This is a genomic window from Mycoplasma todarodis (assembly GCF_004335995.1).
In the GTDB taxonomy this organism is placed as follows: domain Bacteria; phylum Bacillota_I; class Bacilli_A; order Mycoplasmatales; family Metamycoplasmataceae; genus Mycoplasma_K; species Mycoplasma_K todarodis.
The window spans coordinates 30429-44047 of record NZ_PSZP01000003.1; the positions used below are offsets into that span (position 1 = coordinate 30429).

The 13619-nt window shown below is 27.8% G+C and carries 11 protein-coding genes; 1 reads left to right on the forward strand and 10 read right to left on the reverse strand.

Going from position 1 to position 13619, the window contains the following annotated elements:
• Nucleotides 1–2 precede the first annotated feature (2 nt).
• From C4B25_RS00680 to C4B25_RS00720, 9 genes are all read right to left on the reverse strand, one after another.
• Nucleotides 3–710, reverse strand: a complete 708-nt coding sequence (locus tag C4B25_RS00680; RefSeq protein ID WP_131613145.1) for a LicD family protein — start codon at nucleotides 708–710, stop codon at nucleotides 3–5.
• Complete coding sequence (locus tag C4B25_RS00685; protein WP_131613146.1) at nucleotides 682–2376, reverse strand: lipopolysaccharide biosynthesis protein; 1695 nt, start codon at nucleotides 2374–2376, stop codon at nucleotides 682–684. Before C4B25_RS00685 ends, C4B25_RS00680 begins: the two co-directional genes overlap by 29 nt.
• A gap of 46 nt (nucleotides 2377–2422) precedes the next feature.
• The gene (locus C4B25_RS00690; protein WP_131613147.1) at nucleotides 2423–3451 is read right to left on the reverse strand and encodes a CDP-glycerol glycerophosphotransferase family protein; all 1029 of its coding nucleotides are present in this window, start codon (nucleotides 3449–3451) and stop codon (nucleotides 2423–2425) included.
• Nucleotides 3452–3518: 67 nt separating this feature from the next.
• A complete protein-coding gene (locus tag C4B25_RS00695; RefSeq protein ID WP_131613148.1) occupies nucleotides 3519–5654 on the reverse strand; it encodes a hypothetical protein in 2136 nt (711 codons plus the stop codon).
• A gap of 55 nt (nucleotides 5655–5709) precedes the next feature.
• On the reverse strand, nucleotides 5710–6393 hold the full coding sequence (locus C4B25_RS00700; RefSeq protein ID WP_131613149.1) for an NTP transferase domain-containing protein: 684 nt from the start codon (nucleotides 6391–6393) through the stop codon (nucleotides 5710–5712).
• A complete protein-coding gene (locus tag C4B25_RS00705; protein ID WP_131613150.1) occupies nucleotides 6377–7477 on the reverse strand; it encodes a pyridoxal phosphate-dependent aminotransferase in 1101 nt (366 codons plus the stop codon). The genes C4B25_RS00700 and C4B25_RS00705 overlap by 17 nt, the downstream gene beginning before the upstream one ends.
• 321 nt (nucleotides 7478–7798) lie before the next feature.
• Nucleotides 7799–8554, reverse strand: a complete 756-nt coding sequence (locus tag C4B25_RS00710; RefSeq protein ID WP_131613151.1) for a glycosyltransferase family 2 protein — start codon at nucleotides 8552–8554, stop codon at nucleotides 7799–7801.
• A 611-nt stretch (nucleotides 8555–9165) separates the two neighbouring features.
• Nucleotides 9166–9894 (reverse strand): 2-C-methyl-D-erythritol 4-phosphate cytidylyltransferase, encoded by a 729-nt coding sequence (locus C4B25_RS00715; protein WP_131613152.1) that lies wholly within the window; start codon nucleotides 9892–9894, stop codon nucleotides 9166–9168.
• Nucleotides 9894–10613, reverse strand: coding sequence for an SDR family NAD(P)-dependent oxidoreductase (locus tag C4B25_RS00720; protein WP_131613153.1), 720 nt, complete (start codon nucleotides 10611–10613; stop codon nucleotides 9894–9896). The genes C4B25_RS00715 and C4B25_RS00720 overlap by 1 nt, the downstream gene beginning before the upstream one ends.
• Before the next feature lie 471 nt (nucleotides 10614–11084).
• Here C4B25_RS00720 and C4B25_RS00725 point away from each other — a divergent pair, with 471 nt between their 5' ends.
• Nucleotides 11085–11699: a hypothetical protein gene (locus C4B25_RS00725; RefSeq protein ID WP_131613154.1), complete on the forward strand. Its 615-nt coding sequence runs from the start codon at nucleotides 11085–11087 to the stop codon at nucleotides 11697–11699.
• Between the two features lie 9 nt (nucleotides 11700–11708).
• Here the strand turns inward: C4B25_RS00725 and C4B25_RS00730 are convergent, their stop codons facing one another.
• Nucleotides 11709–12776 carry a glycosyltransferase family 4 protein gene (locus tag C4B25_RS00730; RefSeq protein ID WP_131613155.1) on the reverse strand — a complete coding sequence of 356 codons (1068 nt, stop codon included), beginning with the start codon at nucleotides 12774–12776 and terminating at the stop codon, nucleotides 11709–11711.
• Nucleotides 12777–13619 lie beyond the last annotated feature (843 nt).

Genomic DNA, 13619 nt, shown 5'->3' on the forward strand with positions numbered 1-13619 from the left:
CATTATTCATTTCCATGATCTGCTCATACTTTTGGTGTTCTTCAATCCCCATATTCTCTTTCAAGTTTTTTCTCGAAATTCTTATAAACATACATTTTTGTTTCTCCAAACGGAACTTCTATTACTTCTTTTGTATCTTTCAAGTCAATCAATGTTTTCCCTCTCACTATTGGAGAAGATAATTCTGCATATAATTCTGAGTATTCATCTCTCATAAGTTTTTCAACATCAGAATATGTTTTCTTACCTCAAATCAACATATGTGCAATTGGTTTTGCTATTCTTGTGATAATTTTATGTTTCTTATTTCTGAAACATTTAACGCTTGACATTTTAATGATTTTAATTAGAATAAGATTTATCTTTATTTTCTTAAATAAACTTATCTTTTTAATGGTTGGCCTAAGAACAAAGATGTCAACTGGAATTTCATTTCCTTTTTTGTCTAAAAATTTATAACCATTAATTGGTTCGTGTCAGTAACAGTTTCATCCAACTTTTTTCTCAAATTCTTCTGTTATTTCAAGGAATTTTTTAGCATCTCTTTCGGTGATTTGAAGATCTATATCATCATCTCATTCGATAATACCCTTATCTCTAATAGCTCCTAAGAGTGTTCCTGCTGTTGCAGTTAACTTTAAACCTCTCTCTTCATAAAAATCTCTAATAGTATCTAAATATTTATATAGTTTCTTGTGAATTGGTTTCATTTTCTTTCTCCTTAGTTTTATCTTTTTTAAATAATATGAATCACATCGATCATATCGAAATTAACCCAGTAACACCAATCATAAATAATTGCATCGGGTTTAATCAAGTTTTCATTCAACCATTCGTGAAGTCAAACCCTCTTTCGTAATGTGTTATTAATCATCATTGCGACACAGAAACAAATGCAATGGTAAACAGTATCATTAATAGTCATCTTGAATTTGCTTTGGTAAACAATGTAAAGCCTCATTTTTTGTATGCATATATTTCAAATGCAATAAGCTTAAACGTCATAGAAATAATTGTGGCAATAATTACCCCGTAAATAGTAAATTTAAATACTAGACCTATAGAAATTGCAAGGTTGATAACTGCTTCTATAGCAATTATTTTTCAAGTACCCTTAAAATCACCTTTAGCTTCAACAATAATCCTTGAAGGAGTTGACAATAGGTAAAGGAACATCGTAGCAGCCAACAATAACGAGATAGATGGCATAAAGTAATTATTCTTAGTAAATACAAGGTCGATCGCAATTGGCGATATCACCGTAATAGAAATAAAGATAACACATGCAAATAGTATTGAAGTTCCATATAAATCTCTAATAATTTTATCTTTATGTTTCTGAGAGTTCATGTTTCTCCCAACAAAACTACGTGTATTATCCAACATAGCTACAAATATATTTTTAAATATCGAAACCACAGAACTATATAAACTGTAAAGAGTTAATAGTAAGAAAGATTTAGATTGATCATGTGATGCGAAGGAAAGTGTTATTGCATCAGTTGAAAATACAACCATAGTTGATAATTTATAAATGAATGTATAAAGCATTATCGCATGTATTTTTTCAACTTCCTTCACTTCTTTAACCAACATAGTATGAAAGTAGTGTCTCTTTAAAATATAAACACCTGCATAAACAATAATATTTGCAAATTCAACAATACCTATTGCAACTAATGCTAAAACAGCTTTTCTATTTATTGGTAATGTTGTTGATGAAACAGTGTGTGTTTCATGAATACCTTTAATATCATGTGTATTAGTTATTAAATCCTTTTCCTTAAATACAAATACAACAATACATATAGCAGTTGTATAAGAAAGTATCTTAAATAGCGCTAACGACATATTTATCAAGAAACTCTTATTGTCAGCTTGAAGTAAAGTTACATATCTAGCTAAAAAGAAATAATCTAAAAAACCAGGAATAACGTTAATCATGAATAAGGCAAATACAAATAATGTTTTTGAAGAATCATTCACTCCACTGGAAACTAATGAAAATGCTGTTGCTCCAACTATCCCAATAACAATATAAAATACACCAATTATCTTATACATTTTTTTCATACCATTATATATTCGAGTAACTTCCTCATGATCACCATTTCTAAGTGGTTTATAGAGTTTTGAAGCGATACCTATAGTCATACCACCTTCAGCCAATGAAAAGTACGATACAATAGTTAAAATCAATTTTTGTTTACCATTTATAGTTGTACCTATGTGATTAATTAAGAAAAAGGTAAATACAAAGGCTAATACGGCCGTTATAAGTGTTGCAGCTAAACCAGAAACTATATTTAGATTTCTGTGCTTTCTTTCTGTATGGATCTCTTTATCCAATTTTAAAGTTTGTTGTTTAGAAGACATAGATTAATTATATCAACATATTAAAAAAACCACCAACATTGGAGGTTTATTCTATATTCATTTTGTCAACAGTTATTTTTGTAGATTCTTCTCCATATGGAGCATCCAATATTTGTTTAACAACTTTTTTATATTTAACTTCAGAAAGCGGTTTGAAGTTTTCTAGATTAATTACTAGATCTTTATATTCTTTACGGAAATCTTGACAGATATCCCTATCATACTTACCATCCATTCAATAAACCTGTATACCTGATTTTATATACTCAACAGGTGCAGCTGAATTATCGGAAATAACATACTTAATTTTTAATTGACGTCTTTCTTCTGGAGTTACAACTGTTCAACCATCTGGAACATTTATATTTTTTGTTCTCGGATGTGGCGAAACAAATTTATTCTTCATTTTCACATTAGGGAAAACAACTTCAGATTTTTCATGTCAAGAAGGTAAGAATAATAAAGCTTCACCTTTTTCATATTTGTTTAGATGCGGGAATCCATTACTTAAGAATTTAGTTTCCTTTTTACCATTGTGGTTAAAAACTCTTTTATAAGCCAATGCATCATATTCATCATGAGCAAAACAAATATCAATTTGTTTGTTTTGATTGTTTGCAGCTAATTTTCGAATAATTCTTTTAAGTCCTTTAGCTTCATTAACTCAATCAAGACCCATAGTTTTAACACTGTAACCATGATTTAAATAAAATACTTTTGTTTTTTTAGAAAGGAAAGGCATTTTGGTATATGTTCCCGAAATAAAGTATTTAGCTTTAGCTATTACTTTAGGGGCTTTTATAGATCACGGATTGATAAACACAATATTTTTATCCCCATGTTTTTCAGGGATAACTCCTGAAATCCAGATTATTTCATGAGTTTTGTTGTATCTTTTATAAACTTCTTCAAAAACAGCTTCTTCATAAGTTCCTCAATTATTATTTAGGAAAGATTGAAATACAATATATTTTTTCTTTAATCTAAACAGTTTAAATAATTGATAAAAAAGAATATTGAAAGTGCATAATACTCTTTTGGTTTTTCGTCATTTCACTCAATTATTTTTTAGCATAGAATAATTATATTACATATCTGCTTAAAATGTTTCACATTAGAAATAAAAAAAACACCAAAGTGCTTTATTTTAATCTAACTATATACATGCTACCAGTAGTTTTTCTTTCAATTTTATATTTGTTTTTATAATGTTCGGCTACTAAGTCAGCATATTTTTTTCTCCTAAACATAAATACATTTATATTTTTAGAGTCTTTATTCTTATTAGAAATATGTTGTTTATCTCAAATATCTCATCAAGTATTATTTTTATCAACCCCAGTATCTTTGAGGATTGATGAAGTTTCTCCGTATTTAAGAATATCAATTGAATTTGCAAGAGCATAATATTCGATTTCTTTTTTAACCAAAATCTTGTTTTCTACATCTTTCTTAAACTCGATTTCTCCAGCTTCATTTAAGTCATCTTTTTCAAAATCTCAGTATTTTGGATTTTTAACATACTTAGAATTATAAACAAGTATTGAATTCCAGTTTTTCTCGCTAATTCCAGCTAGTCTATCTCTCATTTCTGGGAAGAACATTTTTCTCATACTATTATCAAAGAATGCATGCTCATCTCAAACTTCTCTAATTGTTGAAATTGCTATATCTGAATAGATAACATCGTGTTTTTGCATATTATCAAGAATGTCTTTTCTTTCTTGCTTCGTTACAAACCTATAGTTCATTTCTACATTTGTAGAAGGTGGAGAGTATATTGTTGAAGGCATTAATGCACCAGTTATCATTGCTACATTACAAATTGATAATGTGGTAGCAGAACCAATCATGAATATTGATTCAACAGCTTTCTTTTTCTCCATTTCAACAACCCTTAATAAACAAACTAATATTATAGCCATTGAATAAGGGAGTGAAACCCTATCCACTAAGTAAGGCAATACTCCAGGAACTAATTGAACTATTGCATACAACACCATAACGAATACCATTGCAATTGTTCACCCAAATTGATATGAGAGTTTTTTATTTCGTATAGCATCTATTCCAAATATAAATATTGCTATTGGAATACTCAACATTAATGTTGTTTCCTTCGCGCCAACTATCTTGGCAAAGTGCAATACATCAACAATGTATAAAATCATTATTAATTCTGAAAAAAGGAATAGCGAAACTGCGAATATGTAAAGCGATCTTTGGAAATGTTTTCACTCTGAGAATTTTTTTAACTTTGTAAGTTTCGTTCTATAAAGAGGATTTTCAATTTCTTTGTTTGGAACTTTAATGAGAATATCTTTTTTCAAAATGAAATATACGGCAACATTTGAAAAGAACATAACTGTAAATATAGTGAATAACTTGTAATTAACATTCATCATATTCATAACCATGAAAATTCCTAATGAACCTAAAATCATTATTGAAAAAATTAATTCTTTTAATGTTCATCTTTTCAAGATGATAATGAATATAACTGATAGTGGAAGTATAAGCATCGGTGAGAACGAGAATACTGACATTGAAAATGGAATCAAAAGAAGTAAAACAATATTCTTACGAGAAGCTAATATAAACAACAGCGCTATTGATACCGCAGTTCAGTTCATTCCTGAAGTTTTCAGTGATAACGCATAAACTGATGCCATACCAACTAGAACAGAAACAAATGCCAGCACAACACCTGTTTTATTAGGGATGTTTCTTACAATGAGGTTTAATGCTATTGAAAATAAAATCACTTGCAATACTTCACCATAAATAGTAAAGAAATCAACAGGATTATCAATTAAAGCTGCAACATGATAATATGTTGGAGTTTTATATCAAAACTCTAATCCATGTTGACCTAAAGTCCCTTCTCTAATGTAAATAGAGTTCCTAGCATAAGCAATAGTGTCAGAATTAATATGATTAATAAATAATCTTATAATTGTTGCGCTAAGGATAATTAAATAAAGAGTTCACAATCAACCGAATGATTCCTTTAGATTTTGTTTAGTTCAACACTTCCTTTTATATCCAAAATAAAACATTGGAATTAATGAAATTATAATTAATATTGAGAATAGCGCAGGTAATGAATACCCATTACCAATTGAATTTCTTAGTAAGCTCTCTGATGTATTGATCACTAAAAAGAAAGTTATAAATACCCCAACTATATATTGAATTATTTTTTTCTTACCCAAAGTAATAGTCATTATTACGGGTCATATGAATGTTAATAATGAAAATATTATGATTGTTGCCATATATACCCCTTCTTATTATTTATATAATTATACATTGAATATAAAAAAATAGTAATTACTTACTATTTGCATACTCTTCAAATTCTTCAACTGTATCAAGGTCAAAAATAGTTCTTTCACCAACTTCAAAAGTTTTAAAAGGAATTTTTGCTTGTTTAGCTGAATCAATCATTAGATATTCTTGGTATTCTTCCATATCGAAAGTTGCAAGATTTTCCTTCATTACTTTTACTAATGGTTCAGTGATAAAAATAATTTCTCTTTGATAAAGACCTGTTTTACCTAGACCTTCTTTGATAAAACCTTCGACGTTACCCTCTTTATTTAACTCAACTATTCATTCGTCGATATTTGAGTTGCTTTCAACATAAGTTAGTGAAGATTCGTATTCATTTTGAATTGGATTTCCTTTTAAAATAATATCTCCATTTAATACCAATGTATTAGATAGGCAATCTTTCACGGCATTTATCGATGTGACATTGTTACCATTATTCCATTCAGTGTTTCTAATTATTTTTACACCAAACTTTTCTTCAAGGTAATTAAATTTTTCACCTAAATAACCAACTACAACATAAATTTCATTTATTTGTTTTTCTTTTAATTTAAGGATAATATCTTCAATAAAAGGGATGCCTCTCGGTGCTAATAATGGTTTGGGTGTTTCACTCGTTAGATGTTTTAATCTACTCCCTCTACCAGCAGCTAAAATAACAGCATTATCTACTTTTATCATTTACAAACCCCTTCATAGCTCTTATAACTTTAACATTTTCTTCGTGTGTACCCACAGTTAATCTTAGACCTATTTTTCTAACGTTACGAATGACAACACCTTCTGTTTTTAATATGTGTTCTCTAAGTTCAGAATTAGTGAATTTTTCATTGATGGTTTCAATAAAAATAAAGTTACCATGAGATTTGATGTAAGTTAACTCCATTTCATCAAACTCTTTCATTAAATAGTCTTTTTCCACCCTTGTTTTTTCAATAACATCATCATAGTATGGTAAATCATCCATAGCTACCCTAGCAACTTGTAATGAGTATTTATTCACGGGTAGGTATTGAGCAGCCCTCCTGAATAGATCTACAATTCTTGGATTAGATACAAGGTAACCAATTCTAAATGAAGCAAGACCAAATAATTTAGAAAGGGTATGAGTAATAATTACATTATCAAATTCTTCTACTATTTCTTTATCTAAAGTGAATGCTTTTTCAATTCCAAAAGCATATTCAGAATAGGCATTATCAATTACAACCAACACATCAGAAGGGACTTTTCTTATGAACTCTTTTAAAGCTTCTTCTTCAATAACTGTACCAGTTGGCATATTAGGGTTAACTAAATATACAATTGCAGTATTTTCATTGATAGCATCTAAAGTAGCTCCGAGATCAATCTCGTAGTTCTTCATAGGAATCTTAATAAGATCAACATCATTAATTGTTGCAGTCAATGCAATACGCCCATAAGTTAATTCAGGAACTATTATGTTTTGTTTCATTGTTGCTGAGGCGAATAATGTTGGTATTAAATCTAATATGGAATCTGATCCATTAGATACATAGAAATTATCCTCTTTCATTTTAAAGATGTCGGCTAATTTTCCATTTAGTATTGGTGTTTTATATTCAGGGTAAATATTTGAAGAGTTAATTTTCAAAGATCCTTTAATCTTTGGAGTTGCTCCGAATTTATTTTCATTATAATTTAGCTTAATAATGTAGTCGAAACCATATTGTTTAGCTAATTCTTTTGCATTTGGTAAATTAGCTTCAACTAATTTCTCAAATCTTGGTTTAAATTTAATCATAGAAATATTATATTATATTTTTAGCATTAAATATTATAAAGAAACTTTTAGTCATTTTGTGGCATGGGCTATAAGAAAATAATTAAATCATTTTATCTTATTTTATTCAGGAATAAAATATTAAGAAAACAACATTGCTAAGCATTTCCATCAATAAGTCTTCTTTAAAATGAATTTAAGAATAGTTGAAATATATGTAAATAATAAAAGTGATTATAAAGTTTAAAAAGAAAGGGAAAAACTTTATTCTAGTAATCAACACAATACAATAGGTTATAAAAAAAGCACCAATGATAACCAGTACTTTTCAAACTATAAATTTTATTTTTTTATAGCTTTAAGATATTTTTTAAGTAAATAAACTTTACGTCAATAATCCAGTCTATATAAAATATTTTTATTTTTAGATTTTTTATAAAATTCCAAAGCAACTTTAAGATCTTTTAAGTATTCTTCATTAATACAAGTTGAATCTTGAGCACCCTCAATATTTACCCTATATTTATACACTGGAGTTTTTATTAAATGGAACTCAGGCAAAGAATTATTAAAAAAACTAAAAAACGTATACATATCTTCTACTTTTACTTTTTCCACAAATTTAAAATCCGGATATTTTTTAATATTAATGGCATACATAACCCCATAAGCAATCCTAAAATATAAACTCATGGGAAAACGAACCTTTTTAACTTGTTTTGTGTGATCGTCAAGATAATCGAATTTATACCTAATAATATCTTTATTAGTTTCAACTATGGCATTAGAAATTTGTTCAACAAAATGCGGATAAACAACATCATCAGCATCTATAAAAACCACAAAATCTGTTTGTGAATTTTTAATACCTTTATTTCTTGCAGCACCTTGTCTTTGATTTTTTTGAGAGATAATTTTGAAATTTTTCATACCCTTAATTTTATTATTAGCAAGCTTAAAAGAATTGTCGGTAGACCCATCATCAACTATAATTACATCGTATTTATAGTTAGTTTCCTGTTTCATTAATGAATCTAGACATTCTTCTATAAATTTTTCTTTATTATATAAAGCTATTATGATAGTTAGTTTTTTCATAAAAAAATTATACACTATAAACCAAGAAAATAAATTTCACACTCATAAAAAGAGGGGGTAAATATAAACAAATAAACTGCAGTTTAAATTATGTTAATCTCAACCTAGTTTATCCTTTTTTGCTACACATTATGTATCCCATAATTATTTGTTATTAATTTTGTTTATTTAATGTTGACCATTTAGAGAATATCCTAATCATAAATATAACGTTTTAAAACGTCTAATTTATCAATACTTTTGCATTTGATAAAATATATTTTGCTCGCTTTTTGTTGATGTCTTCCGCAAAAAAACATTATCCAATATCCTTATTTTTACATTCATGATTAGTTGAGCTGCGTTTATAAAATATATTAATAGATCTCTCTGTCTGATATTATCTTATCAATATTCCGCATTAACTTAAAAGTTCTTCAAAAAATTATTTATTCCAACATATAAAATTGTAATCTTGAAAGCGAGGAGAAAATATCTCTCAAGAAAAGAGTTCTTTTTGTGTTGAAACACCTAAAGAAGAAAGGACGTAAAGTAAAATAAAAAAACCTGCCGAAGCAAAAGTTTAAAAAAGTTGCTTTATTTTTTCACTTTTATTTCGAATGCAACTTTTTTTATTTATTGTCTTCGTTTGTTTTTTTCTTATATTTATTTATAGCTTCTGCAATCCACCTATGAACAGGTCTAGTTATTTTGATATTTTCAAAAGAACCCTTAATACAATGTGTCATTTCTTGATTTTCGATAAAATAAACGGATTCATCCAATAAATCCAAGTGATTTCCACCGTGGTTATTTCTATATTTATTATATTTTTGAAGATCATAGCGCTTCGGTAATTGCAACTCAATCATTCCCGACTTATCCATTAACTCATACGCTTCATTTGTTTCAATGTTAAATTTAGAATATAAGACAAAAGGGTTTATTGCCGCTGAAACCGAACCATATTTTTGGTTAACTTCTACAAGATTATCTACCAACTCCACCGGAACAAAGGGCCTCACAGCTTCTTGAATAAATACTTGGGCTATTTTGCCCTTGTTAAGATCATTAATTTTATCAATTCCATTATTTATCGATTCTTGCCTAGTTCTACCGTTATTGGCAAAAATAATAGGGAGTTCCAAGGAAATATTTTTGAAAATAGTTTCTATTAGTTTTTGATATTCCATTTGACAGACCACAACTACTGCCGAAAACTTATATTGAGATTGGATAAAAGGTTTTATTGAATCTGCAATATAATATTCCCCATTTTCAGATTTAGTATATTGTTTTGGTTCATTCGCCTCGTACCTCGTTCCAACACCCCCAGATAGCAATAAAATGTATTTTTCCATTATTTTTCTCCTTTTTTTCTTTTGTATTCCAAAGATTGTATCCCTTGCTCAATCGGATCTTGATTATAAAATTCAAAAACTTTCCTATATGTTTCGTGATACCTTGGGATGAATTGTTGGTGTTTGTTTTTAAAAGCGATTAATAATTTTGCTATAACTTCTTCCAAATATTTTTTTTCTTCTGTGGTGGCCTTAACTTTAGTCATTCTCGTTGAATTTGTTGCATGCATCACAAATTCGGTTATATGTGTTTCAGATTTTTCATTCTTTAATTCAGTTGATAATGATTTAATATAAGCGCTTAATGCATGCTTCGTTGAATTGTAAATAGCCTCACCCGCACCATTGATATAAGCTGCCGTGGAGGTTGTAACCAATACCCCAATCTTATTTTCTTTTAAGTATGCAACTATTGCTTCAAAAATCTTTATGTATGTTAATACATTGACTTGAAATAACCTTTGCACTTTATCGGATTTGCCTCCAATAAAAGAAAAATCACCAATACCTGCATTAAATATTAATATATTCGGCTTTTCTTCAAAGACAATATTCGAAAATTTCTCATAAGCTAGATCCTCCATTAAATCAAACTCCACATTCTTTTGAGCTATCAATGAGGTGTTACGAGAAAAATTTCAAATTTCAGCACCTGAAAATTGTTTGATAATTTCTTCGCCAATTCCAGAAGAACCACCTATTATAAATATTTTTTTCATAAACTCATTATAAAGCAAAAATAAAAGTAGGCAACTTCCCGTTTATGCATATTTATTTTATTGTTATCTCGTTAATTCATTTTTTGAAATATGAAGAATACTCATTTTGCATCTTTCATATCAATACGTAGAATTTCACCCTAAAACATGGGAGACAATTTAAGAAAATAATAATTTTTCACACTTTACAAAAGAAATTTTGTATTTAGAAGTTTTAAATTAAACTTACAACAAATCAATAATTAACCTCCGGATACGCTTAACTTATTTGAGTGTTTTGATAAATAATGACCAAAATTAAAGACATTAATTTCTCATAAAAAACCCAATAAAAATGCGTTATCACTATAATATTATTATTTAATAATGAAGTAGTGTGTACTTAACATATTAAACATCCACACCTCTAAACAAGCATAAGTATTTTCCTTTAATATGTTGCATTTTATTTTATTATTATATAATAATCATATGAAAAAAATAGTAACAAAAATAAAGTTTTGAGGTTGAAGGTTTTTAAAAGGTAGAAAATATGACAAAGCCTCAGATAAGCATAGAAATGAAATTTTAAACATTACAAACAAACTAATGAGTGGTCATTATGCATATTTGGGTTTTGGAACTGTTTTAAGATTATATAGAGATAAAGAGTGTAAAATGCAAGATTTAGATTTTATAATTTCTAGAGAATTCTATGAAAGTGAATCCTTCAAAAAAATTATAGACAAATTGAGTTTAACACCTTGACATGAATATACCGTTGATGACAAAGTTGTTATTGATAAGTATATGTTCAAGGGAGAAGCACCTGTAGAATTCTTCATAGCTGATTTGAATGATGGTTATGAAGAAACTTTACATTTTTTTGATGATGGTATCTATATGAGAAAAATACCTATTGTTGATCCAGGAAATAGTATTAAGTATGGTTTTGAAGTTAGACTCCCTAAAAATGAGTTGGATTATATTTTAGAGATTTATGGAGATACTTGAAACAAAAGTATTAAAACCGCCAAATATGACGGGAGATATTGCGGTAATACAAAAACATTAATTAAAACTAATTTAGTTGGAAAAACAAAATAATATTCACCCTTAAGTGGTGAATATTTTTTTTATTTTTTCTTTACACTTTTGGCTTGAGAACTCTTCAAATCTTTTTATATGTTCTACATACTCTTTTTCTTTAAAGAAATTTATGTTAGATTTTATAAGATTTGAAATTTCAATCGGATCATTACCTTTATAGCAAAAACCCCTTTTTCCCTTACCGGAAAGTGTTTCAGCTTCTAAGAAATTATCTTTAATCATTATTGGTACACCGTTATTTATAGCTTCCACAGCCACATAAGAAAAACCTTCAAAATCAGAACAAGAAAATAACATCTTACTTTTGCTTATTTCATTAACAGTCTTTTCGTTTTCTAGAAAATCATAATATTTTAAATTTTCCATTTTTAAATCAATATATTTAGCTTGTTCCCCTCGCCCGATTATAACTTTTTTTAATTCGGGAATTTTTGAAAAAACCTCATTTAAAAGTGGTATATTCTTCTCTTGCGATAGCCTCCCCACGAATATAACATCCGTTGGTCTCGTTTTTTTAGCATGGTTTTTTTTAGAGAATAAAGGCAGTGAGTGCCCTTGCTTGAATTTAAAGTGTTTCTCGGATTCTGATAAACTTTTATTTGAAAATGCAACTCAATTGACATATTTGCTTTTTAAAGTCACTAATTTAAACAAAGTTTTCTTTATAAAAGAACCTACCCCAACAGTTACATTGATATCAGTGTGTTGGATTATAAAAACCTTTCTTTTTTTCAAATTCTTTTTTGAAATATAGGAACATCCCGAAGTTATCCCATTATTAACAATTATCACATCTGGATTGTACTCATTTATTTTTCTATTTATCTTCCTCTTTTTTGAAGAAGTGAAAAGAGAACTAAAAATTATATCCACCCTATTCAAAAAATCATTCCTCTTATTTTTAATCAATATAGAAGTTATATCCTTATTTTTCTTTACTTTTAAATCATCTATTTCAAATATCTCAGAATATTCATGCTCATCCCCAAGGACGTCCATAGTCACTTTCGCAAACCTTTCTGCACCTCCTGGAGCATTTAAGTGTTTGCTATTTATAAATAATACTTTCATCATAACCTCCTATTTAAGTGATGCATTATAAAAATTAATCCCTTCTTTGTACAATATGGAGGTTCTTATATTTCTGTTCACTTTTTTATATTATAAAAGATATTTCATTTTATTATTAAAAACTTATAAACATGGAGGCACATCAATAATGCACCAATTATTTCGCTGATTTTCTAGAAAAGATTTAAGAGTATTCCGCTTTTAAAAAAATGCATTAGTTGGTCTTATGAGTTAAAGCTCAATATTTTAAGATATTTCAAAACTTTTCAAGTTTTATCTTATTGATAACATTATTCCATTTTTTATTATATGTGTTATTGAATAGCAAATATATATTATAATTGTGTTAATAATCACCGCAAGCTATTGCCGAAATAATTCTTTATTATGTTTTTAGAATTAGTGTTTAATTAAAACACCATTACTAAAATTAGTGCAATTGAATTCTCGATTTATTTTTTGAGAAAGAAAGAGGGAAAATGTTAACAATCATTTTATTTATGTTTTGTTTATTTATATTAATATCACCTTTCGCCATTTCAAAAGAAAAACATTTTCTTTGAGTTATGTCTATAATTGCTTACTTTTTTATTATCATTAATTTACTAACGTTGTTCCACATCCCTTTTATTTATTTAGAAATTATTATCTGGATCTCTATATCTATAATAGGTTTGATAAATATTGGTTTAGTTATATTCAGAACAAAAAATAAGCAAAATAATTCAAAAGATATTTTTCATAAATTACTTTTAACAATCCTAACAATAAGTATTATGTTTATTATTAGAATTTGATTTAAACACCAAACTTCAGACTCGTTATTCCAAATAAAATTTGCAAACG